This is a genomic window from Bacillus cereus group sp. MYBK220-1 (genome assembly GCF_051916445.1).
Lineage (GTDB): Bacteria > Bacillota > Bacilli > Bacillales > Bacillaceae_G > Bacillus_A > Bacillus_A cereus.
The window spans coordinates 455,294-479,770 of sequence record NZ_JBQAGQ010000004.1; the positions used below are offsets into that span (position 1 = coordinate 455,294).

A 24,477-nucleotide genomic window follows, 5' to 3' on the forward strand; every position below is an offset into this window, starting at 1 on the left:
GTGCCTATGTTACTTTTAGGTACCTATCGTACTTTTAAGTGCGTTCTTCAAAAAAAGAGTAAAGCCATTCATAATAGCGTATATCAACAGTAAAGTTATTTTTGTAGAAGATAAAAAGGCCTTTTTATCATACTATTATGATTGGATTTCTCGCATTAAGGAGGAGTTCAATTGAATTCATATACAGTATCTTCTTCGGTTATGCAGACGAATCGGAGAAGTATGTTTGCTTTATTAGCACTAGCAATTAGTGCGTTTGGAATTGGTACAACTGAATTTATTAGTGTCGGCTTATTACCATCTATCTCAGAGGATTTACATGTTTCTGTTACAACAGCGGGGTTAACTGTTTCTTTATATGCATTAGGAGTAGCGTTTGGTGCTCCAGTATTAACGTCATTAACAGCTAGTATGTCGCGAAAGACGTTATTAATGTGGATTATGATTATTTTCATTATTGGTAATGGAATTGCGGCGGTAGCAACAAGTTTTACTGTGTTACTTATTGCGAGGGTTGTATCTGCATTTGCGCATGGTGTTTTTATGTCAATTGGATCTACAATTGCGGCTGCGCTTGTACCTGAGAATAAACGTGCAAGTGCAATAGCATTTATGTTTACTGGTTTAACTGTTGCGACTATTACAGGTGTACCAATTGGAACATTTATCGGTCAACAATTTGGCTGGAGGGCCTCGTTTATTGTTATTGTGGCCATTGGAATCGTTGCTTTAATCGCCAATAGTATGCTAATTCCTTCTAATTTAAAAAAAGGTACGTCTGTATCATTTCGCGATCAATTTAAGCTGATTACGAATGGAAGACTGTTACTTGTATTTATTATTACTGCATTAGGATACGGGGGAACGTTCGTAACATTTACGTATTTATCTCCGTTATTACAAGAAGTAACAGGATTTAAAGCAAGTACCGTTACAATTATTTTGTTAGTATACGGAATTGCAATTGCGATTGGGAATATGGTCGGGGGAAAATTATCAAATCATAATCCGATTCGAGCGTTATTTTACATGTTCTTTATTCAAGCGATTGTATTATTTGTTTTAACATTTACAGCGCCATTTAAAGTCGCTGGATTCATCACAATTATTTTCATGGGACTATTCGCATTTATGAATGTTCCAGGGCTACAAGTGTATGTTGTTATATTAGCTGAGAGGTTTGTATCTAGCGCTGTTGATGTAGCATCGGCGATTAACATTGCAGCATTTAACGCAGGAATTGCTCTTGGTGCTTACTTGGGCGGTATTGTAACGAACTCGTTAGGATTAATTCATACGGCTTGGGTAGGTGGAATTATGGTAGTAGGTGCTGTTGTTTTAACTGCGTGGAGTATGACATTAGAAAAAAGAGATCAAGTAAAATAAAAGGAGAGAAAATAAAATGAAAAACTTACAAAGTAAAACAGTATTAAATAATGGTGTAGAAATGCCTTGGTTCGGTTTAGGTGTATTTAAAGTAGAGGATGGACCAGAACTTGTAGAAGCAGTGAAATCGGCGATTAAAGCAGGATACCGCAGCATTGATACAGCTGCAATTTACGGAAATGAAAAAGCTGTAGGTGAAGGAATTCGCGCGGGTATAAAAGAAGCAGGCATTTCTCGTGAAGATTTATTCATTACTTCAAAAGTGTGGAATTCGGATCAAGGATATGAAACGACACTTGCTGCATATGAAGAAAGCTTAAAAAAATTAGAGCTGGATTATTTAGATTTATACCTTGTTCATTGGCCTGTAGAAGGGAAATATAAAGATACGTGGAGAGCGTTAGAAACACTTTATAAAGAAAAACGCGTACGTGCAATTGGGGTAAGTAATTTCCAAATTCATCACTTACAAGATGTAATGAAAGATGCAGAAATTAAACCAATGATTAACCAAGTAGAATACCACCCTCGTTTAACACAAAAAGAATTACAAGCTTTCTGTAAAGAACAAGGTATTCAAATGGAAGCATGGTCACCATTAATGCAAGGTCAATTATTAGATAATGAAAAATTACAAGAAATTGCTGAGAAACACGGTAAAACAACAGCGCAAGTTATTTTACGTTGGGATCTTCAAAATGGAGTAATCACTATTCCAAAATCAACGAAAGAACACCGCATTATTGCAAATGCCGATATATTTAATTTCGAATTAACGAAAGAAGATATGGAAAAAATCGATGCGTTAAATCAAAATCACCGTGTTGGTCCAGATCCTGATAACTTCGATTTCTAAGATTAAAGTAAGAAAGAAGAGTGCGTAAAAGCACTCTTTTTTTGTGCATAAAAATAGTTTCTAAATAAATACTACTTAGTATTAAGTTTGTGATAAGGGGCTGTAAACATGAATATAAAGCAATCGTTCAAGATTTTAGCTATGTTTTTAAGTGTTTTATTTGTGTTATTCCCGCTTCAAAAAGCATTTGCAGAAGTTATGGACCATACAAAGTATGAAATGAATTGGAGTTATAGTAAGTCAAAGAAGAAACCAATTCGAACAGAGCTTATTAAAACCGCAGATGGCAAAATTGCTTTTTGCTTAAATGTAGATTTGAAATCTCCAAGCGGTCAAGATTTACCGGAAATGGGGAAAGTGGATATTAACGTATACCGTGTACTATTGAATGGATATCCACAAAAGAGTCCACAAGAATTAGGTGTTTCTGATTGGAGAGAAGCACATTACGCAACGCAGCTTGCAGTGTGGAATGCGTTAAAACAAATCGATATTAATGATTTAGATTTCCGCAATAAAAATGTAGAGAAAGTAACGAAAGACATCGTTGCAAAAGCAAGCGCTAGTGAAGAGTTACAAGAAATTACGATGAGTGTAACTCCTACAGAAGAACAAGAAGCAGTATTAAAAAATGATTTCTTTGAAACAGGTTTATATACAGTAGAAACAAATGCAAAAAGCGGAACGTATAAAGTGCAAGCAACAGGTGCACCAGCGGGCGTGAAATTTGCAAATGAAAAAGGCGAAACAAAAACAGAATTTAATGTAGGAGAAAAGTTCCGCATTTTAATTCCGAAACAAACACCAGCTGGTGGATTTAGCTTTAAAGTATCAGGAAATTTAACGAAATTACAAGGGATTGCGCATAAAGGTACACCGACTATTCAAAATGCAGTAGTATTACTTGAGCGTAGTGAAGAAAAAACAAGTCCAGAGTTAGCGGTAAGTTGGAAAAAGGCTGAGGCTCCAAATAAACCAAATAAGCCATATACTCCAAATGAACCGCATAAACCGAATCAAAAGAGATAATGAAAAAGCATTGGCGTATGCCAATGCTTTTTCATATGAATTCTTTAAAGGTATATCAAGATAATAATTAATCGAGTGAAACACTATTTTAACGTTTTAAAAAGTATTTAAAAATAATAAAATGTGACAAAATCTAAACGTTACAATAAATAGATTTTATTCACGAAATTGTAACATTATTCTAATTAGAGAGGCTATCAAACAAAGTGTAAAGCGTGTAAAATTCATTTGGAAAAACTACCTATAGATGGTCATATATGAAGAAAATGTAAGTTTTTATTGTTATTTTTATTTTTAGATGTATAGATGACAATACTGAAAAATATCTTTTACTATTCTCTTTTTTATGTAGCAAGAGAACTCATCACAAATAGAGAGAAGTGAGGAGGGCATATTACATAAAAATTTTACAATGTAAGAAAGCGAATGCATGGAGAGAAATGCGGTAGTAATAGATACAGGTGCGCGAGGTGTTAGTCCATTCATCAAATGTTTTTATAGAAATAATAGGATTACTTATTAGATGAATATATAGGGTAGTTTATCTAAATAAAGGAACAGGGGACACAGATTATGTCGAAGAAAAAGACGAGTAGGGTATTAGTAGCTGGAATATGTATATCTACATTATTATCGCCAGTAGCTTTCGAAGCATCGAAAGGATATGCAGCACCTTTGGAAGAAAATAAAGGTGGGAAATTAGAAGAGGTAAAAGAGAATAAGTTTGAGCAGAGAGTATTTCAGTTGCCGGGGAAAGGTAGCGTAGAAGAAGAAAATAATCGTTTAAGAGTTACTTGGAAACTTTCCGCTAATGAACCGACTGGAATTTATGCAGAGCCAAATGAAGAGATTACAATTGACATAAAAGGAACGCAGTCTATCCAAGCTTTTATTGGAACGAGATCTTATGATGAAAAGGACCCAGAGGAGTTTGATTTAAAACCAGGGAAAAATGTTATTTCATCTTCAAGAGGCGGTATTTTATATTTTTATAATATGAATAACGAAGGAGAAGTAACAGCTTCCGTTACAAATGGTGGTAGTCACTTTCCTTTATTTATTTTAGGTAAGCATACAAAAAAAGATTGGGATGAAATGTTAAAAAAATATAAGGATCCTTATGCAGTTGAATTAAAAGGTGAGAGAAGCTTAATTACTACTACTTACGATTCTGTGCAGAAATATATGAAGAATACGGATCCAACAGATTTAATGAAATTGCATGATAAGATTATCCGTTTAGAAAACGCAGTGGCAGGATTATCTGAGGACAGTGTTGGGGTTGCAAAATCTCCAACTCATTATGTTCAGTTTGTTGAAAAACGGAAGCCTGCTAAAGGGGACTTTATGTTTGCAAAACATTATCATACAGGATATATTCCAACTGCAATGAATAGAGTTTTAGATATAGAGGTACTTGAGAAGGATGGATGGGGACCGTGGCATGAAGTTGGTCATTTACATCAGCAAGAACCGTGGAAGTGGTCTAAAGTAAGGGAAGTAACAGTAAATATTTACTCATTAGCTGTTCAAAAGGCGTTAGGGAATCAATTAGAAATGGATGAGCACTATAAAAACTCATTTGAGTATTTAGAGAAGCCTAAAGCAGAAAGATTCATTGATGACATTAATCCTCTTACAATGTTTTGGCAATTAAATGTAGTGTATGGAGAACATTTTTATCCTAGGTTACATCAAGCTTATCGTTTGTTACCTCAGAGTGAAATGCCTCATTCTGATGAAGAGAAAAAGCAACTATTTATTTATATGACATCGCAAGTGGCAGGGCAAAATTTAATTCCTTTCTTTGAGGAATGGGGATTAACACCAAATGATGATATTAGAGAGAAAATAGAAAAATCAAAGTTACCTAAATTAGAAAAGGAAATCTGGAAATCTACAGATAGTAATGATATTCGTGAGAAGCAAGTTGAACCGTATAAGGTTCCATATGGTGAACCTGCTAATGAAGTACAAAATCTTTTAGTTGGTACAGATTCTGACGAGAATGAAGCAAGTAAACTTGTTCGAAATTTAGGTGAGAATGTAAAAGTAACAGGAAAGATTGTATGGCCTAAACTAGAGAATGGTAAACAGGAAGTGTTAGTAGAAATTGGGGATGAGAAAGGAAATAAAAATTCAATTCCTGTCCAAGTTAACGGATTTTATGATGACAGTATAGTTTTTCAAGGACTTTCAGATGATGTAATGTCGACAGTGACACTTCACCACAATAAGAAGAAATTAAATGTAAACTTTACTAATAATGAAATACATTACCGTTTTGAAAAAGAAGAATATATGGGCTTAACGCTATATGATCGAAATGGGATTGAAAAGAAACGCGTATCTGCAGAAGGACAAGAAACGGGAAAAAGATTTGCGATGGAACTAAATGAATTGGATTTTGAATATGGTGATGTAGTAAAAGTATTCCATGCAGAACCGGATCGTCTGAAGTGGTACCAAAATAATACACTTGTAGATCAAGGGAAGGCTAAAAATAAAAAAGAGAAATTATTCCAAATCACTGAGCAAGGGTTCGAATTAAAAGATAGTTTACAAGAAGTGACGGCGAAACCGCAAAAAGTAGTAGTCGGAATGGATGTAGACAAACTAGATCCGAAAGAATTTGTACAAGTAAAAAATGGAGAAGTGGTTGGTTTTGCAGAAAAACCAAATACATCAAAAATTGGAGAACAAAAAGTAAAAATAGAGACGAAGGATGCTTTTGGAAATAAGAAGATAACAGAAGTGCCGCTTGAAGTAATTTATGGAGATAGTTTAGTATTTCATGCTAATGATAATGCAATACGTTCGGTTGTAACATTGCAACATGATAAAAAGGAACTGCACGCAACGTTTACAGGTAATCCTGTTCATTATCGTTATGTAAATGAAGAGTATATGGGGATTACGCTATATGATCAAAATGGGAACACAAAAAAGCGTGTAACAGCGGAAGGACAAGAAACTTCAAAGAAATTTGCGGAGCAAGTGAGTGGAATGCAGTTTGAATATGGTGATGTAGTAAAAGTATTCCATGCAGAACCGGACCGCTTGAAATGGTATCAAAATAATAGCCTTGCTGGCCAAGGTAAGGCGAAAGTAGAAAAAGAATTATTCTTCAAGGTAACTGAAAAAGGCTTTGAAAGAATGGAAACTTTACAAGAGGTAAAGGCAGTACCACAGAAGGTAGTAATCGGAACAGATGTAGAGAAAATAAATGCAAAAAACTTTGTTGAAGTAAAAGATGGAGAAGTAGTTGGATTTGTAGAAAAACCAAATACAACAAAAATCGGTGAACAAAAAGTAAAAGTAGAAACGAAAGATCGATTTGGAAATAAGAAAGTGACAGAAGTTCCTCTAACAGTAACATATGGAGATAGCCTACTTGTATATGGGCTGAGCTATAGAGATGGTGACTTGAAATCAATTGTAACTTTGCATCATGATACGAAAAAACTGAGTGCGACAGATACAAAGAACCTAATTCATGATTACTTTAAAGATGAAAAGTATTTTGAATTCACATTGTACGATAAAGAAGGAAGAGTGAAGAAAAATATAGCAGTAAAAGGTTTAGAGAATACGCAAGAATTTGCTAAGGAAGTAAATGGAATTGCATTTGAGTATGGAGATGTAGTGAAAGTATATCATGCGGAATCTTCTCGTTTACATTGGTATCAAAAAGATGTATATGTGGGCGAAGGAAAAAGTAAAGAGATAAAGGAATTAGTCTTCAAAATAACTGAAAATGGATTTGAAAGATTAGACGGTGAGCAAACAGTAAAAGCAAATCCGCAGCAAGTAGTAATCGGAACAAATAGCGAAACGCTAGACGCGAAGAACTTTGTTGAAGTACAGGGTGGAGAAGTAGTAGGTTTTGTAGGGGAAATAGATACGACAAAAATTGGTCAGCAAAAAGTGAAAGTAGAAACGAAAGATCGATTTGGAAATAAGAAGGTGACGGAAGTTCCTGTAGAAGTTACATATGGAGATAGCATAGTATATCAAGGTGTGTCGAATGTAACACGTTCAATTGTTACGTTAAACCACGCTGAAAAGAAATTACATGCAACATTTACAAATGAGGAGATTCATTATCGCTTTGTAAATGAGCAGTATATAGGCCTTACGATTTATGATCAAAATGGAAATGAGAAAAAGCATGTAACGGCAGAAGGACAAGAGACTTCAAAGAATTTTGCTGGGCAAGTAAATGGAACGGCATTTGAGTATGGAGACGTGTTGAAAGTATATCATGCGGAACCGAGTCGTTTGAATTGGTACAAAAAGAATGAGTTCGTTAAAAAAGAGGATGCGATGAAGGGGCAAGAAATATCCTTTAAGATTACTCAAAATGGATTAGAGCAAGTGCAATAATAAGAAAAAGCTCGTAAAACATAATGTTTTACGAGCTTTTTTTATTATTCAGCTTCAGAAACTACTGTGAAGCGTTCGTTTACGTGTTTTGGGTTTTCGATTTCATCAAGTGCTGCAACTGCGAAGTCTTCGTAACTTACGTAGCTATCACCTTTTGAGTTAACAAGAAGATTGTCTTTGCCAGATTTGTAAGAACCAGTGCGTTTTCCTAATGCGAATAGTGCAGAAGGGCTGATGAATGTCCAAGTGATATCATTTGTTTGTTGCAAGATTTCTAAGTTTTTACCTTGGTTTTGAGCTGTTGCAAGGTATTCGCCCGGGAAACCTGGTGTATCAAATACACGTGTTGTTTTTTCTTCGTCTACAAATAAGCTTCCTGCTCCGCCAACTACAAGTAATTTTGTATTTGGTGCACCTTTCACAGCTTCAATAAGTACGTTTCCTGCATCTACGTGAAGGTGTTCTTCGCCTGCTGGAGCACCGAATGCATTTACAACTACGTCAAATGCCTGCAGGTCGTTAGATGTAAGAGAGAATACATCTTTCTCTAAAACTTTTACATTGTCTTCTGTAATTTTTGCAGCGTTTCTTACGATTGCAGTTACTTCATGTCCGCGATCCAATGCTTCTTTTAAAATACGACTTCCTGCTTTACCAGTTGCTCCGATAATTCCGATTTTCATAATAAATCCCTCCAAAGTGTTTTGTTAAAGTGTATATCTGAAAGTAAATGAATTTGTTGTAATTAGGTTTGTTACAACCTGTTGTAATCATTATAGTTACAGGTTGGTATTTTTGTCAATAGGGTTGTTTGTGAATTTAGTTTTTGTTTTAGTATGCACAGTTAGAGGGAGGGTAGTCAGTCATAAAGATATTGTTACTGTGAACCTGGCTAATATTTGGAAATTGCAAATTGTCGAAAAATGTTGATTTTTGAATGTTTTTTAAATATAATTCGTTTTATGGAGAAAAGGAGGGGGTTAATTGTATGAATATTTTAGAGCAATTTATTTCATCAACGAATACAATTCTTTGGTCATATATTCTTATTGCAATGTTAATTGGTTTAGGGCTTTATTTTTCTATTAAATTAAAATTCGTACAACTTACTCATTTAGGGGAAATGATTCGTTTAATGAGTGATGGACTAACTGGCAAGACACGTAAAAAGGGCAGCGTATCATCGTTCCAAGCATTTTGTATGAGTTCTGCAGCTCGTATTGGTATCGGGAACTTAGCTGGTGTAGCGTTAGCTATTTCTATGGGAGGACCTGGAGCTGTATTTTGGATGTGGGTTATTGCGATTATCGGTGCGTCTTCAAGTTTCGTAGAAAGTACGCTTGCGCAAATTTATAAAATAAAAGATGGCAGTGGCTTCCGCGGTGGTCCTGCTTATTATATGGAAAAAGGTTTAAATAAACGTTGGATGGGGATTTGGTTCTCTATTCTGATTACAATTAGTTACGGTTTAATTTTCAACTCAGTACAAGCAAATACAGTAACATTAGCGTTTGAAAATGCATTTGGCTTAGAGCGTTATATTGTTGGTATTGTATTAGCTGCATTAGTTGGGGTTATTATTTTTGGTGGTGTAAAAAGTATTGCACGTATGTCGGAAATGATTGTTCCGCCAATGGCGCTTATTTATATTGCAGTAGCTATTTTTGTTGTCATTAAAAACTTCTATTTAATACCAGATGTGTTTACGGAAATCTTTAAAGGTGCATTCGGTTTAGATTCAGCTGTAGGTGGCGGTATCGGTGCTGCGATGAAATATGGTATTCAGCGCGGATTATTTGCGAACGAAGCAGGTATGGGTAGTGCGCCGAACGCGGCAGCAACAGCTGATGTAACGCATCCAGCGAAACAAGGTTTTATTCAAACAATTGGAGTATTAGTAGATACATTCTTAGTATGTACATCAACAGCGTTTATCGTACTATGTTCTGGTGCATATAAAGCAACGAATTTAGAAGGTATTGAATTAACACAAAATGCATTAAGTTCACAAATTGGCCCATGGGCGAGCAGTTTCTTAGCGATTATTATTTTCTTATTTGCATTTAGTTCACTTCTAGGAAACTACTATTATGGTGAAACAAATATTGAATTCATTAAGCAAAGCAAAACGTGGTTAACAATTTACCGTATTGCGGTAGTTGGAATGGTATTATTCGGTTCTGTTGCGACGCTTCAAGTTGTATGGAATATGGCAGACTTATTTATGGGTCTAATGGTAATCACGAACTTAATTGCGATTACACTTCTTGGCCGATTTGCGTATGCAGCATTAGCAGACTATGTAAGGCAAAAGAAACAAGGAAAAGATCCAGTCTTCAGTGCAGATTCTATTCCTGGTTTAACGAATACAGAGTGCTGGGATAAGTCAGTGGTAACAGATAAAGAAAAAGCAGTGTAAATGAAAAGGCGAGCATCGAGGCAAATTCGATGCTCGCCTTTTTTGTTGTAGTAAATGATGAAAAGGGTGAGAGGTAATTATCAATATAACTTTTTTTGTTTGTTTCTCTCGTTATTTATGGGGAACGTACTATTTTAAAAGTATGACTGGTCGAAGAGGATAAGTGATTGAGTATTGGATAAATGCATGTAATAGCTATATTTTTATGAAAAAAACACGTATGTTAAGAGAATTAACATACTCATGTCATAAAACCTTACATAAAGTTCTTGATTACTTAAAGTTTTTAGAATATAATTTTCTTATTGTTAGGAAGAGGGGGCAATACAAATATGGATTTTTTAGCTAGGGTAATTGGGGATGTAAATAATATCCTTTGGTCATATGTCATTATTGCGATGTTAATTGGGTTAGGGCTCTATTTTTCATTTCGTGTGAAATTTGTCCAAGTTCGTTACTTCGGTGAAATGATTCGTTTGCTTGGGGATGGAGCAAGCTCGAAAACGAGGAAAGCGCAAAAAGAGAAGAGCGGTGTATCGTCATTCCAAGCATTTTGTATGAGTACAGCTTCTCGTGTAGGTACTGGTAACTTAGCTGGTGTAGCTATTGCAATCTCAGCAGGTGGACCAGGAGCAGTATTTTGGATGTGGTTAATCGCGGTAATTGGGGGTGCTTCTGCATTTGTAGAGAGCACATTAGCGCAAATTTATAAAGTAAAAGATGGGAATGCATTCCGTGGGGGCCCAGCGTATTATATGGAAAAGGGTTTAAATAAACGCTGGTTAGGTGTTGTGTTCTCTGTTCTAATAACAGTAAGTTTCGGATTGATTTTTAACGCTGTACAGTCTAATACTGTAGCAGCTGCCTTTGATGGTGCATTTAAAACAGATAGCAGATTAGTAGGTCTTGTTATGGCTGGTTTACTTGCAGTTATTATTTTCGGCGGAGTAAAACGAATTGCTCGCGCGGTTGAAATGATTGTTCCAGTAATGGCAATTATTTATGTAGCAGTGGCATTATTTGTTGTTGTAACAAACATTACGGCAATTCCATATGTATTTAAAGAAATTTTCTTACATGCTTTCGGAATTAAAGAAGTAGTAGGCGGAGGATTAGGAGCTGCGATTTTATTAGGGGTAAAACGTGGGTTATTCTCAAATGAAGCAGGTATGGGGAGTGCGCCGAACGCAGCAGCGACTGCAAACGTAACGCACCCAGTTAAACAAGGTTTCATTCAAACTTTAGGGGTATTTACAGATACATTATTAATTTGTAGTTGTACAGCATTTATCATTCTTTTATCAGACGTGCATAATGCAGCTGATTTAAATGGAATTCAATTAACGCAGCAGGCGTTAAGTCAACATATCGGTCCATGGGCTTCTATATTTGTAGCAGTTGCGATCTTCTTGTTTGCATTTAGTTCATTAGTAGGTAACTACTACTATGGTGAAACAAATATTGAGTTCTTAAATGGAAGTAAAGTGCTATTAAATGCATACCGCATTGCTGTACTTGGTATGGTTATGCTAGGATCTGTAGCGACAATTCAAATCGTTTGGGATTTAGCAGATTTATTTATGGGAATTATGGCTGTTATTAACTTAGTAGCAATTGTATTCCTTTCTAAGTATGCTTTCGCAGCTTTATCAGATTATATTAAGCAAAAGAAACAAGGGAAAGATCCAGTCTTTTATGCGGAGTCTATTCCAGGTTTGAACAATACAGAGTGTTGGGATAAGCCAGCGGTAGCTGATAAAGAAAAAGCAGTATAATGAGGTGAGCATCAAGTGAAACTTGATGCTCATTTTTTGTTGGTTCAGCTATTTGTGTGAAGTGAAACTCCTGCTCATTAAAGTTTCGCTTTATAATGAAAAAGACGAACATTCATGAATGTTTCGTAATAAAATGTATTTTTTTAAGAAAAGTGCGGATATGAGTTGTGATTTATGTTAGAATGGAAAATGCCTTTGAAATAAGAGGTTTTATGATCTTTCCTATCCGATTGAAGATTTTGGAGGAGAAATGGAAAGTTCGGATTATTTCTTGTTTTGAATGGTCAGACGTTCAACGTTAATGAAGAGTTAAATGGAGGATTTTATTAATGAAGTTTGTTATGTTCCTTGTAGGATTACTCGTTGTATTTGTACTCGGTTTTCTTATAAGTGCCGATCGAAAGAAGATTAAGTATAAACCAATCGCAATTATGCTTATTATTCAGCTAGCATTATCTTATTTCTTATTAAATACGCAAGTTGGTTATATTTTAGTAAAAGGAATTTCAGATGGATTTGGCGCACTTCTTGGATATGCGGAAGCTGGAATCGTTTTCGTATTTGGTGGTCTTGTTAATAAAGGAGAGGTTTCATTCTTCTTAACAGCGTTATTACCAATCGTATTCTTTGCGGTTTTAATCGGAATTCTGCAACACTTTAAAATTTTACCGATATTTATTCGTGCTATTGGTACGTTGTTAAGTAAAGTAAATGGTCTAGGAAAACTAGAATCATATAACGCAGTAGCAGCTGCCATTGTTGGACAAGCAGAAGTATTTATTACAGTAAAAGATCAATTAAGTAAAATCCCAAAACATCGTTTATATACATTATGTGCATCTTCTATGTCGACAGTGTCGATGTCAATCGTTGGTTCTTATATGAAAATGGTCGAACCGAAATATGTAGTAACAGCACTTGTATTAAATTTATTTAGTGGTTTCATTATCATTCATATTATTAACCCGTACGATATTACAGAAGAAGAAGATACACTGAAATTAGAAAATAAGAAAAAACAATCATTCTTTGAAATGCTGAGCGAGTACATTATGCTTGGTTTCACGATTGCGATTACAGTAGCAGCTATGTTACTCGGTTTCGTAGCATTAATTACAGCAATCAATAGCTTGTTTGATACAATGTTCGGTATTACATTCCAAGCTATTTTAGGATATATTTTCTCACCATTAGCATTCGTAATGGGCATCCCGCAAGCAGAAATGGTAACAGCGGGACAAATTATGGCAACAAAATTAGTATCAAACGAGTTTGTTGCGATGCTTGACCTTGGAAAAGTAGCTGGTGATTTATCGGCTCGTACGGTTGGTATTCTTTCTGTATTCCTTGTATCATTTGCGAACTTCTCATCTATCGGAATTATCGCAGGTGCAACGAAAGGTATCGATGAAAATCAATCAAATGTTGTATCATCATTCGGTTTACGCCTTGTGTACGGTGCGACGTTAGTAAGTATTCTATCAGCGATTATCGTTGGTGTTATGTTATAAAAAAAGGATGGCTCTAGCTCATAGCTAGGGCTATTTTTTTTATGGTAAATTTGCATGAAAAAACCAATTAATTAGGAATATATTAACATATAAAAATCTTTTAAAATTTATATTGCATTTCACCTAGATAACGCTTACAATTTGATTTGTAGGTGGTATCAATTTCAGACTTTCAAGTATGGTAGGAGAGAAGAAGCTACCTTTTATAAATTGCAATTTATGTAAACGCTTACTGATTTTAGATGACAGTTGAATAGTTTTAGGGGTTTTAAATTTTTTTAACAACAATGGTCAGACGTCATTCGTTATACGTTATACGACCAATAATTCGTGGGAGAAGTGGGGGATTCACATATGAAGTTCGTAATGTTTCTAGTCGGTTTACTTGTAGTGTTTGTACTAGGTTTCCTTATCAGTTCAGATCGTAAGAAGATTAAATATAAACCAATTGCACTTATGCTTGTTATTCAATTGGTACTTGCGTATTTCTTACTAAATACAAAGGTCGGATTTGTATTAGTAAAAGGGATTGCAGATGGATTTGGTTCTATTTTAAAATTTGCGGAAGCTGGGGTTAATTTCGTATTTGGTGGTCTAGCAAACGATGGACAAGCACCATTCTTCTTAACAGTATTATTACCGATTATTTTCTTAGCAGTATTAATCGGGATCCTGCAACATATTAAAGTTTTACCGATTATCATTCGTGCAGTCGGTTTCCTATTAAGTAAAGTTAACGGTTTAGGAAAACTAGAATCATATAATGCGGTAGCAGCTGCAATCGTTGGTCAAGGGGAAGTATTCATTACAGTAAAAGATCAACTAAGCAAATTACCGAAAAATCGTTTATACACACTTTGTGCATCTTCAATGTCTACAGTATCGATGTCAATCGTCGGTTCTTATATGAAAATGATTGATCCAAAATATGTAGTAACAGCACTTGTATTAAACTTATTCAGTGGATTCATTATCGTTCATATCATTAATCCATATGAAGTAAAAGAAGAAGACGATATTTTAGAATTACAAGAAGACAAGAAACAAACATTCTTTGAAATGTTAGGCGAATATATTATGCTTGGTTTTTCAATCGCTGTAACAGTAGCGGCGATGTTAATCGGTTTCGTAGCATTAATTACAGCAATTAACGGTGTATTTGATTCAATTTTCGGAATCACATTCCAAAGCATTTTAGGATACATTTTCTCACCATTAGCATTTGTAATGGGTATTCCAACATCAGAGATGCTACAAGCAGGACAAATTATGGCAACAAAATTAGTAACGAACGAATTCGTTGCAATGCTTGATCTTGGTAAAGTAGCTGGTGATTTATCAGCTCGTACAGTAGGTATTTTATCTATCTTCCTTGTATCATTTGCGAACTTCTCATCTATCGGAATTATCGCAGGTGCAACGAAGAGTATCGATGGCAAACAAGCAAACGTTGTATCATCATTCGGTTTAAAACTTGTATACGGTGCAACGTTAGTAAGTATATTATCAGCGATTATCGTTGGGGTTATGCTTTAATAAATAATAAAGAAGTCGTTTATCTCTCGCTTAGAGGGATGAACGACTTTTTTGTTTTTGTATGATAAATAATATAGAGAGGAGGAATTAGGTTGAAAGAACAGGGTATTTTAAAGGAACTTGATGAGGTTATAGATAACATTAATCATTTAACTGGAGAAGATGCTAGAGCATTTTTGAAATTTACACATGGGTACTTAAACATAGTAGAAGAGGGAGAGGGTACTTTTACTCATAGTGATTTTGTTGAAAAGGTTGCAGGGCTTTATAAGAAGGATATGGCTAAGGTTATTGAGCTTAGAAAAGAACAAATTAAAAAATCACCTTAATCCATTCATTAAGGTGATTAAAAGTATTATTCAGCTGGAGGCGTAAATGTACGTTTCTCTAATTCAGCATCTAGCATAAACAGTGCGTTTGAATCGCTTGTAATACGTTTTAATTTTTGAATGATGCTATCGAATGAAGCTTCTTCTTCAACTTGTTCGTCAACGAACCATTTTAAGAATGTAATTGTTGCATGTTCACGCTCGTCCCAAGCGATATCAGATAAGTTATAAATACGTTTCGTTACTTCACGCTCGTGCTCAAGTGCGACTTCAAAAGCGTTTAATACAGATTCGTATTCGTTATTCGGATTATCAAATCCAGTAATAATAGCGCGCTCTCCGCGGTCATTAATATAGTTGTAAAGCTTCATTGCGTGGAAACGTTCTTCTTCAGCTTGTACAAGGAAAAAGTTAGCGAATCCATCATAGCTCTCAGCTGTACAGTAAGCAGCCATTGCCATATAAGCATGGGCAGAATAAAATTCAAAGTTCATTTGTTCATTTAATGCGTCGTGCAATTTTTTTGATAACATAAAATCCCCCTTAGTATTGTGACAAGAATATTATACCATAATTGATAATATTCTCATTTAGATACTTCGAACCTTTTCGAAAGCTTTGTGACGTGTGCGTCCATAATGTCTTGTAAGTCTAAATCATATTTTTGCGAAAGAATAATAAGGTTAGATAGTACATCGCCAAGTTCTTCTTTTAGTTCTTGTTTTAGCTCTTCTTCTGTTTTCGCCTCTTCATCAGGGCGATCGCGGCCAATTTCAATAGCACGAACGACTCGTGAAACTTCCCCAACTTCCTCGGTTAAGAAATTTAAGCGAATAAAGGCATTATACTGTGACCAGCTTCGTTTTTCGTAAAATTCCTCAACCCATCTTTGAAATGCAACGATATCCATTTCTTCCTCATCTCCTCAATATGTTGTACAATGTTCATTGTATCATAACAATATATAGTTTCGGGGTGTAGGAATGAGAAAGATTTGTGTGTTTGCAGGTTCTAATTTAGGGGAGAGACCAGAATTCAAAGAGCAGGCAATTCAGTTAGGTAAAATGTTTGTTGAGAACGAGTATGAGCTCGTATACGGTGGTTCATGCGTTGGATTAATGGGAGAAGTAGCAAACGAAGTTCTTCGTTTAGGTGGACGTGTAACAGGTGTTATGCCACGCGGTCTATTCCGAGGAGAAATTGTGCATACAGGATTAACAGAATTAATTGAAGTAGAGACGATGCATGAACGTAAAGCGAAAATGGCAGAGCTTGCAGATGCTTTTATTGCGCTTCCAGGCGGATACGGAACGTTTGAAGAACTATTTGAAGTTGTATGTTGGTCACAAATTGGTATACACAATAAGCCGGTTGGTTTATTAAACATAAAAGGTTTTTACGGACCAATTCTGCAAATGGTTGAACGTGCAGCAGAAGAAGGATTTATGAATCCATCAAATAAAGAATTGATCGTTTCAGCTGAGACGGCAGATAAACTAATTCATGCAATCCAAAATTATGAGCGTCCTGTTTTGGGAACGAAGTGGAAGCAACTATCATAGCAAATACGGAAACACATGTCGTTTTAATTTAAGATGGCATGTGTTTTTAATTTGGTTAAATATGTTAATGTTGAGATATGATGTTTTTTGGAAAAGGAGAAATTGATGGAGGAGTTTGTGTATTTACGTCCTGTTTTTAAAAGTATTTTAGCAGCGTCTATTCTTGTTATGCTAATCGTTTCAACACAGAAGAAAGAGCTAATTAATGAATTTTCGCTTTGGTTTATTTCGATATTGTGTATCGGTGTTTCGGCGATAACACTCTTTATGATTGGCTTTATTGTTGATGAGTATAATTTGGCTGGAGATCCACAATCGCTTTGTATGTTTATTGCGATTGGTTGTATTAGTGGCCTGAATTTCATTATTTATTACAGAAGGCAATAAAAGAGGCATTCCATATTACTTTGGAATGCCTTTATCATTTTGATTGCTTTGTTTTTTATACAGGTACCAGCCACCCCATCCGCCACCAATTGCTACGACAACGAGGAAAGCATAGTCTTTAACCTCGACACGTATATTGAAAATATTAGCTATAAGTAAGAGAATCCCAACTGTTATTAACGCAAAAAATGCTCTAATTAAGTAGTCTTTCAACTGAACCACTCCCGTCATTTAAGTAGTAAATGATGAATTTGGAAAAGCTTTTTGGATCTATGATACTAAAGGGTGTTTCCTATATTTTAACATAGATGAGATTGTAATATATTGATAAAAGTAGGGGAGAGGGGCGCTGATATTGTCGTGATTTGTCGGCAAATTGATATCCTTTGTCAAATCGTTGATATATTGCGGGTAATGATCGATATAATGAAAAAATCGTTGATATATTGCGAGTTATGATCGATATATTTGAAAAATCGTTGATATAATTTCGTGTACCGTTAAGTGCGACCATTACATAAAAAAGCGACTCTAAACGAGCCGCTTCCGCTTTAAAGTCTATTATTGATTCAAGAACGCACGTAGCATCCAAGCGTGTTTTTCTAGTTCTGTGTAGATACCTAGTAGTAGGTCAGATGTCATTTCATCGTCAGAGTCTTGAGCGATTTCCATGCCTTTTTTCAGTTCGACTAGCATCATTTCGTAGTCTTTCATAATTGCTTCGACCATCCCTTCTGCAGTTTCTCCGTATGCTGCTTCTTGAATAGAAGATAGTTCTAAGTATTCTTTCATTGTTGCTACTGGTTTGCCGCCAATTGCTAAAATACGTTCTGCAATTTCATCGATGTGAGTAGCTGATTCTGTGTAAAGTTCTTCGAATTTCTCGTGTAATGTGAAGAATTGAGGTCCTTTTACATACCAATGGAAGTTGTGAAGTTTTGTGAATAAAACGCTCCAGTCTGCTACTTGTTTGTTTAATACTTCGATTACTTGTTTGTTCATTATGATCAATCTCCTTTTGAGTTGTTATGTGATATCAATTACTAATTTATAATTATTATAATCTAGTAATCTCTATAAATCAACCCTTTTGCTGGAATTAATTTGAACAAATTATGAACTGTTGTAAATAAAAGGCCCTATTACGGTGAAGTAATAGGGCCTTTGTTTGAGATATGGCTCTTGTTCTAAACGAGCCGCTTCCGCTTTTATTTGTTAAACAGCCTTTTGTTTTTCTTCTATATCCTGTCCATCCCAGCACTCTGTATTCTTTAAGCCAGGGATAGAGTTTGCAACGAAGACAGGATCTTTGCCTTGTTTCTTTTGCTTCAAATAGTCTACTAATGCAGCGTAAGCAAATTTGCTAAGGAATGAGATGGCAATTAAGTTTGTGAATACCATTAGTCCCATGAATAAATCAGCTAAACTCCAAACTGTTTTAAGAGCAGCGATTGATCCGAAGAATACCATTCCGACAACTGCAACACGATAAATCATTAACCATGTTTTGCTTTCTTTAATGAATGCGATATTTGTTTCACCATAATAGTAGTTTCCTAGAAGTGAACTGAAAGCGAATAGGAAAATAATAATCGCTAAGAAAGTGCTTGCCCACGGTCCAATTTGTGAACTTAATGCGTTTTGTGTTAATTCGATGCCTTCTAAATTTGATCCTTTGTAAAGTCCAGAACATAATACGATAAATGCTGTTGATGTACATACTAAGAATGTATCTACGAAAACGCCTAACGCTTGAACAAGCCCTTGTTTTACAGGGTGAGATACATCAGATGTTGCGGCTGCATTAGGAGAACTACCCATTCCCGCTTCTGTAGCGAATAAACCGCGCTGAATTCCGAACTTGATTGCTGCTCCAATACCACCAGCTATAGCTTGGTCTAAACCGAATGCACCGTTAAAGATTTCCATGAAAATGCTTGGTAACATACTGAAGTTGTTAATAACGACAAAAATAGCCACGCCGATATAAACGATTGCCATTGGCGGAACAATCATTTCTGTAATACGTGAAATGCTCTTAATGCCACCAAAAATAATAACTGCAACTAATAAGGCTAATAGAGCTCCTACGATTGTTCGCTCTAGTCCAAAAGCATTTTCAAACGCTATTGTTACTGTATTTGCTTGCACTGAATTGAAAATTAATCCGTACGCAACTGTAATAAGAAGTGAAAACCAGACGCCCATCCAGCGTTTGTTTAACCCTTTTTCCATGTAATATGCTGGTCCACCACGGAACCTACTTCCATCTTTTACTTTATAAATTTGCGCAAGTGTACATTCTACAAAACTAGTAGCTGCTCCGATAATTGCGATAAACCACATCCAAAATATTGCGCCAGGTCCACCCATTGAAATTGCTAATGCTACACCAGCTAAGTTTCCGATACCGATACGTGCTGCTGCACTTAAGCAAAATGCTTGGAATGGTGAGATGCTATCTTTCTTTTTTTCTTTTCGATTAAACCCTTTACTAATTAAGCTGACCATCTCACTGAAATGAGTAATTTGGACAAATTTTAATTTAAAAGAGAAGTAAAGACCGAAGCCGATTAGCATTGCAATAAGAATATATGACCATAAAATATTATTCGTTACCTCAAGGAATCTGCTAAAGATATCAACCATATAATACACTTCCTTTTTTTCGTAATAAGAAAATTATATGCAAAAAATATACGAGAATCAATTTTTCTAAAAAATTATGTTACTTAAATCATTTTTGTGTTATGATTATGTTACATCGTAATATTTTTAGAATTATTTACATTTTAAAAAACTAAATTTAAAGCGAGAAGGTGGGGATAATTTGAAAGAAAATTCTTTATGGAAAGTAAGCCTTGAGAGTTTGAAAATGAGAAGTAATATATTTTTTATCATTACATCTTTAAGTATCTTTTTAGGGTCCACTTATTATTACAATAAAAGATTTCCAAATCACAAATATCCTGAGTGGTTAGAATTTCTAAAGTTGATTGGATGAATAAAAGACAGAAAAACAGAAAATTAAAATAAATAAGTTATGGAGGAGCTAAAAATGAATATTAGAGAAAGTGAACTTCCAGGTATTGGTTATAAGTTTCAAATCGTTACGAAAGGTAACGAAAAGATGGTAATTGTCATTCATGATGATGGTCGTAGAGAAATGTATCATTTTGATTCAGATCATGAAGAAAGCATCTCAAGTATTTCGCTACGTGACTCAGAGGCGAGACAAATCGCTGCAATATTAGGTGGAATGGTATATAAGCCTAGGGCGTTAGAAAATGTTGAGATGGTTTTTGAAGGTTTAGCGATTGAGTGGTTCAAAGTGGAGAATACAGCTCCAGCAATCGGAAAAACAATTGGCGATCTTGAAATAAGAAAAACATATAGCGTAACAATAATCGCGGTTATGAAGAAGAACATGAAGAAGTTATTTAATCCAGGACCAGAAACAGTAATTGAAGAAGGAGATATGCTTGTAGTTTCAGGTGAGAGAGAAGAAATTAAAAAAATCATTAATGAATTACTTTCAAATAGGGGGGACTGATTAGATGGATACGTTAATTTTTGAAGTTGGTACAGCTTTAGTTTTAGTGGCAATTGCAGCAGTAATTGCTGGAAAATTTAAATTCTCAGTAATTCCTTTTCTAATCGTTCTTGGAATGTTAGTAGGGCCGCATGCACCGACAATAGGTGTTATCGATCTCAAATTTATTGAAAGTGCAAGTGTAATTTCCTTCCTTGGACGGATTGGGGTTCTATTCCTTCTATTCTATCTAGGATTAGAATTTTCAATGAAAAAACTAATTAAATCTGGACGCTCTATTGCGATTGGCGGAACGATTTATATTTTAATTAACTTTTCACTTGGTTTGTTATACGGATTTATAATGGGATTCCCATTACTAGAAATCTTAATTATTGCGGGTATTATTACGATTTCTTCTAGCGCTATCGTTGCTAAAGTGTTAGTGGACTTAAGAAGAACTGGTAATAATGAAACCGAATTAATTTTAGGAATTATTATGTTTGAAGATATATTCCTTGCTGTATATTTATCAGTTGTTTCTGGTTTAGTACTTGGGGATCATGCTTCCTTCTTAGGTGCCCTTACTTCAATTGGAATTGCTTTAGGATATATGCTTCTATTCTTTATAGTAGCTAGAAAGGCTACGCCGTTATTAAATAAATTGCTCAATATTAGCTCAGATGAAATCTTTATTATTGTAGTATTTGCTTCATTATTCTTCATTGCTGGTTTTTCAGAAACAATTCACGTTGCAGAAGCAATTGGAGCACTTCTTCTAGGATTAGTTTTCTCTGAGACAGAGCATAGTGACCGAATTGAACATCTTGTTGTTCCATTTAGAGACTTTTTCGGAGCTATTTTCTTCTTCAGCTTCGGGTTAAGTATTGATCCGTTCTCATTAGGCGGAGCGATATGGTTAACGTTAGGTGCTGTCCTTCTTACGATAATCGGTAACTTTGTAGCAGGAATGATTGCAGGAAGACAAGCTGGATTATCTCATAAAGCATCAACAAATATCGGATTAACAATCGTTTCAAGAGGAGAGTTCTCCATCATTATGGCTAATATCGGTATCGCCGGTGGTTTAATGTCAGTACTGAAACCATTCTCAGCACTATACGTGCTTATACTATCCATTTTAGGCCCACTTTTGACAAAAGAGTCGAAGAATGTATATAAATTCTTAAATAAAATCTTTAAGTGGGATACGAAGACTAACTAAACTAAATTTTAAAAAATAAAAGTACAAGATATTTCCTGCTTGTACTTTCATTTTTGTAATGAAAACAGTAAAGAGAGGTACATGATGTTAGGAGAGTTGATCCATTCGGTTTTAGTTTTTTTAGAAGGACTTGGTTATTGGGGAATTATGCTTGGATTAATGCTAGAGGTTATTCCAAGTGAAATCGTATTGTCTTATGCAGGTTATTTAGTATCAACAGGAAGCATTACATTTTGGGGCGCTGTCGCGTTCGGTACAATTGGTGGTGTAATTGCACAACTATTCATTTATTGGATTGGTCGATATGGAGGAAGACCTGTTCTTGAGCGATATGGAAAATATATTTTAATTCAGAAGAAACATATTGATTATGCTGAAGATTGGTTTAATCGTTATGGAACTGGCGTTATCTTTACCGCACGTTTTATTCCGGTTGTGCGTCATGCTATTTCGATACCAGCGGGTATTGCGAAAATGTCACATGCTAAGTTTATTACGCTAACTACATTAGCTGTTATTCCGTGGTCAATTGTGTTTGTATATTTAGGTTTTAAATTAGGAACAGAGTGGGAAAGTATTAATAAAGTTGCGGGGCCATATGTGAAATACTTTGCACTTGCTGCTATTGTTTGTGCAATTGGTTATTTTGTATTAAAAAAAATGATGAAAAAAAAGTGATTACAGAAAAGGAATCTATGTCGACGTAGATTCCTTTTTTATTGGCATTTTTTCAAGGATGAAAGAATACGTTTAATATTTACCATATTGTGGCATACATATAGAAAAAGGGTGCTTGGAAAGGGGAATAAAGAGAAATGGAACTCCAGTTTCAAAATGTATATCAACAGGTAGAGAATTGGTATGTGTTGGATTCGGAGCTTCCTTGGGATGTCAAAAAGTTGAGAGAGGATTTGTTTTCTCTTATTGGAGTATGTAAAACGCCCGTTATTTTTTGTGATACGTGTGATGCAAATGATGTGCTTCTATCATTAGGGGAAGAGGAAGAAGAGTTCCTATTCCCAGTAGGTGGTTTTTATCATAAAGAAAAGCAGTTAATTTTCGTTTGTATGTGGGAAGAGTATGATCAAGTTCTCAAAACGCTACTGCATGAATTCCGCCATGCGATGCAGCATAAGAGAGATATATTGTATGTGGGAAGTGAACGGTACGAAGAGCGGTGGATTGAAAAAGATGCGAGGAAGTTCGCCGAGAGGAAATTAGATGAATATAAGAGTAGAAAGTTAATGTAAAGCATAGTGGAGAAATAGCGCTGTGCTTTTTGTACTTATTAAAAATAAGTATTTGACTTTTATTAAGTTTAGTTCTAAACTAATGATATGAAACAAGCGAGGTGATGAAATGAAAACAGAAGATAGACTAGGGCTACTATTATGGTTTCGTTTGTCACGCTTTTATAATAAGAGTATTCGTGAGACGAATCAGCATTTGAAAAAATGGAATATATCTGCCGCCCAGTTTGATGTGTTAGCTCAAGTTGGAGGACATAATCGTTTAACGCAGCAAGAACTTGGAAATAAGCTATTTGTTACGAAAGGAAATGTAACGCAGCTTTTAAATAAAATGGAGCAGCTTGAGTGGATTTTGCGTGAACAAGAGGGTACTACGAAATATATTTCTTTAACAGAAAAGGGAAGAGCTTTATATGAGGAAATCGTCCCACCTCAAGAAACGTTCCAAGCAGAGAAGTTTCATAATTTAAACATAGAGGAACAAAAGCAATTATTAACACTACTAAAAAAGTTACAGTAAGAAAAAATTTTAAAAAAAATCTCGAATTCGAGATAGTATGAGGTGAAGGATATGTTTAGAAAAGTTGATCATAAAAATATGGGCAGAGCAAATCATGGTTGGTTAAATACACATTTTCATTTTTCTTTTGCCAATTACTACAATCCAAATAACATGAACTTCGGAGCGTTACGTGTTATTAATGATGATCTAGTAGCGGCGCAAACTGGTTTTGATATGCATCCGCACCGTGATATGGAGATTATTTCTTACGTTGTAGATGGTGCTTTAACACATGAAGACAGCATGGGAAATCGCGGAACAATTGAGCGTGGACATGTTCAATATATGAGTGCTGGCACGGGTGTATTTCATAGCGAGCATAATTTAGGCGATGAAACGCTGCGTTTATTACAAATTTGGATTTTACCAGACCGCGCAGATCATAAACCAAACTATGGTGAGTTTAAATTTGATTGGAGCAAGCGTGAAGATGAATGGTTCCATATGGTATCTTCAGTAGAAGGAAATGCACCAATTCAAATTCACCAAGATGCGAATTTATATTCTTTATCATTAGAGGCTGGAAAAGAAATTCATTTTCCAGTGAAAGAAGGCCGTCAATTGTACCTTGTACAAATTGAAGGAAGCAGTGTAATAAATGGTGAAACGTTTGTTATGCGGGATGCAGCAGAATCTGTAGAAGAAGATATTCACATTCAAGCGAAAGAGCAATCACACTATTTAGCAATTGAATTGAAAAAACAATAAAAGGTTTATAGAAAAGAGGACATC

Annotated in this window: 23 protein-coding genes; 17 read left to right on the top strand and 6 right to left on the bottom strand. The window is 35.2% G+C overall.

What is annotated here, in order from left to right:
- Positions 1–201 precede the first annotated feature (201 nt).
- The 4 genes from ACTFRU_RS19725 (at position 202) to ACTFRU_RS19740 (ending at position 7,657) form a co-directional block, all read left to right on the top strand.
- The gene (locus ACTFRU_RS19725) at positions 202–1,386 is read left to right on the top strand and encodes an MFS transporter (protein ID WP_171009811.1); all 1,185 of its coding nucleotides are present in this window, start codon (positions 202–204) and stop codon (positions 1,384–1,386) included.
- 16 nt (positions 1,387–1,402) lie between these two features.
- Positions 1,403–2,242: an aldo/keto reductase gene (locus ACTFRU_RS19730; protein ID WP_000793548.1), complete on the top strand. Its 840-nt coding sequence runs from the start codon at positions 1,403–1,405 to the stop codon at positions 2,240–2,242.
- A gap of 108 nt (positions 2,243–2,350) precedes the next feature.
- Complete coding sequence (locus tag ACTFRU_RS19735; RefSeq protein ID WP_001022514.1) at positions 2,351–3,271, top strand: thioester domain-containing protein; 921 nt, start codon at positions 2,351–2,353, stop codon at positions 3,269–3,271.
- 573 nt (positions 3,272–3,844) lie between these two features.
- The gene (locus tag ACTFRU_RS19740; protein WP_440037776.1) at positions 3,845–7,657 is read left to right on the top strand and encodes a putative mucin/carbohydrate-binding domain-containing protein; all 3,813 of its coding nucleotides are present in this window, start codon (positions 3,845–3,847) and stop codon (positions 7,655–7,657) included.
- A 44-nt stretch (positions 7,658–7,701) separates the two neighbouring features.
- On the opposite strand, the gene ACTFRU_RS19745 is transcribed toward ACTFRU_RS19740, so the two are convergent.
- Positions 7,702–8,340, bottom strand: a complete 639-nt coding sequence (locus tag ACTFRU_RS19745; protein WP_075717273.1) for an NAD(P)-dependent oxidoreductase — start codon at positions 8,338–8,340, stop codon at positions 7,702–7,704.
- Between the two features lie 305 nt (positions 8,341–8,645).
- Here ACTFRU_RS19745 and ACTFRU_RS19750 point away from each other — a divergent pair, with 305 nt between their 5' ends.
- The 5 genes from ACTFRU_RS19750 to ACTFRU_RS19770 all read left to right on the top strand — a co-directional run bounded on the left by ACTFRU_RS19750 (position 8,646) and on the right by ACTFRU_RS19770 (position 15,227).
- On the top strand, positions 8,646–10,076 hold the full coding sequence (locus ACTFRU_RS19750; RefSeq protein ID WP_440037777.1) for an alanine/glycine:cation symporter family protein: 1,431 nt from the start codon (positions 8,646–8,648) through the stop codon (positions 10,074–10,076).
- 332 nt (positions 10,077–10,408) lie between these two features.
- Positions 10,409–11,851 (top strand): alanine/glycine:cation symporter family protein, encoded by a 1,443-nt coding sequence (locus ACTFRU_RS19755; RefSeq protein ID WP_000346413.1) that lies wholly within the window; start codon positions 10,409–10,411, stop codon positions 11,849–11,851.
- 329 nt (positions 11,852–12,180) lie between these two features.
- The gene (locus ACTFRU_RS19760; protein ID WP_440037778.1) at positions 12,181–13,362 is read left to right on the top strand and encodes a NupC/NupG family nucleoside CNT transporter; all 1,182 of its coding nucleotides are present in this window, start codon (positions 12,181–12,183) and stop codon (positions 13,360–13,362) included.
- Between the two features lie 354 nt (positions 13,363–13,716).
- Complete coding sequence (locus ACTFRU_RS19765) at positions 13,717–14,898, top strand: NupC/NupG family nucleoside CNT transporter (RefSeq protein WP_053563400.1); 1,182 nt, start codon at positions 13,717–13,719, stop codon at positions 14,896–14,898.
- 92 nt (positions 14,899–14,990) lie between these two features.
- The gene (locus ACTFRU_RS19770; RefSeq protein WP_000662911.1) at positions 14,991–15,227 is read left to right on the top strand and encodes a hypothetical protein; all 237 of its coding nucleotides are present in this window, start codon (positions 14,991–14,993) and stop codon (positions 15,225–15,227) included.
- 26 nt (positions 15,228–15,253) lie between these two features.
- Here ACTFRU_RS19770 and ACTFRU_RS19775 read toward each other — a convergent pair whose 3' ends face one another.
- Positions 15,254–15,760, bottom strand: a complete 507-nt coding sequence (locus ACTFRU_RS19775; protein ID WP_000949403.1) for a ferritin — start codon at positions 15,758–15,760, stop codon at positions 15,254–15,256.
- A 53-nt stretch (positions 15,761–15,813) separates the two neighbouring features.
- The gene (locus ACTFRU_RS19780) at positions 15,814–16,137 is read right to left on the bottom strand and encodes a MazG nucleotide pyrophosphohydrolase domain-containing protein (RefSeq protein ID WP_000355758.1); all 324 of its coding nucleotides are present in this window, start codon (positions 16,135–16,137) and stop codon (positions 15,814–15,816) included.
- Positions 16,138–16,225: 88 nt separating this feature from the next.
- Here ACTFRU_RS19780 and ACTFRU_RS19785 point away from each other — a divergent pair, with 88 nt between their 5' ends.
- The gene (locus ACTFRU_RS19785; protein ID WP_002094193.1) at positions 16,226–16,789 is read left to right on the top strand and encodes a TIGR00730 family Rossman fold protein; all 564 of its coding nucleotides are present in this window, start codon (positions 16,226–16,228) and stop codon (positions 16,787–16,789) included.
- Positions 16,790–16,894: 105 nt separating this feature from the next.
- Positions 16,895–17,176: a hypothetical protein gene (locus tag ACTFRU_RS19790; protein WP_078401324.1), complete on the top strand. Its 282-nt coding sequence runs from the start codon at positions 16,895–16,897 to the stop codon at positions 17,174–17,176.
- Positions 17,177–17,191: 15 nt separating this feature from the next.
- Here ACTFRU_RS19790 and ACTFRU_RS19795 read toward each other — a convergent pair whose 3' ends face one another.
- The 3 genes from ACTFRU_RS19795 to ACTFRU_RS19805 form a co-directional block, all read right to left on the bottom strand.
- On the bottom strand, positions 17,192–17,389 hold the full coding sequence (locus ACTFRU_RS19795; RefSeq protein ID WP_000656312.1) for a hypothetical protein: 198 nt from the start codon (positions 17,387–17,389) through the stop codon (positions 17,192–17,194).
- Positions 17,390–17,737: 348 nt separating this feature from the next.
- Positions 17,738–18,178 (bottom strand): Dps family protein, encoded by a 441-nt coding sequence (locus ACTFRU_RS19800; RefSeq protein ID WP_001041895.1) that lies wholly within the window; start codon positions 18,176–18,178, stop codon positions 17,738–17,740.
- Positions 18,179–18,391: 213 nt separating this feature from the next.
- Positions 18,392–19,825, bottom strand: coding sequence for an alanine/glycine:cation symporter family protein (locus ACTFRU_RS19805; protein ID WP_173631443.1), 1,434 nt, complete (start codon positions 19,823–19,825; stop codon positions 18,392–18,394).
- Positions 19,826–20,234: 409 nt separating this feature from the next.
- On the opposite strand from ACTFRU_RS19805, the gene ACTFRU_RS19810 reads away from it, so the two are divergent.
- From ACTFRU_RS19810 to ACTFRU_RS19835, 6 genes are all read left to right on the top strand, one after another.
- Positions 20,235–20,729 (top strand): cation:proton antiporter regulatory subunit, encoded by a 495-nt coding sequence (locus ACTFRU_RS19810; RefSeq protein ID WP_001026075.1) that lies wholly within the window; start codon positions 20,235–20,237, stop codon positions 20,727–20,729.
- 4 nt (positions 20,730–20,733) lie between these two features.
- Positions 20,734–21,933, top strand: coding sequence for a cation:proton antiporter (locus ACTFRU_RS19815; protein ID WP_000380223.1), 1,200 nt, complete (start codon positions 20,734–20,736; stop codon positions 21,931–21,933).
- A gap of 84 nt (positions 21,934–22,017) precedes the next feature.
- Positions 22,018–22,611, top strand: a complete 594-nt coding sequence (locus ACTFRU_RS19820; protein WP_000900214.1) for a DedA family protein — start codon at positions 22,018–22,020, stop codon at positions 22,609–22,611.
- Between the two features lie 137 nt (positions 22,612–22,748).
- Positions 22,749–23,183 carry a DUF3920 family protein gene (locus ACTFRU_RS19825; protein ID WP_000422806.1) on the top strand — a complete coding sequence of 145 codons (435 nt, stop codon included), beginning with the start codon at positions 22,749–22,751 and terminating at the stop codon, positions 23,181–23,183.
- A gap of 109 nt (positions 23,184–23,292) precedes the next feature.
- A complete protein-coding gene (locus ACTFRU_RS19830) occupies positions 23,293–23,703 on the top strand; it encodes a MarR family winged helix-turn-helix transcriptional regulator (protein WP_000845467.1) in 411 nt (136 codons plus the stop codon).
- 51 nt (positions 23,704–23,754) lie between these two features.
- Positions 23,755–24,453 carry a pirin family protein gene (locus ACTFRU_RS19835; protein WP_000488927.1) on the top strand — a complete coding sequence of 233 codons (699 nt, stop codon included), beginning with the start codon at positions 23,755–23,757 and terminating at the stop codon, positions 24,451–24,453.
- Positions 24,454–24,477: the final 24 nt, after the last annotated feature.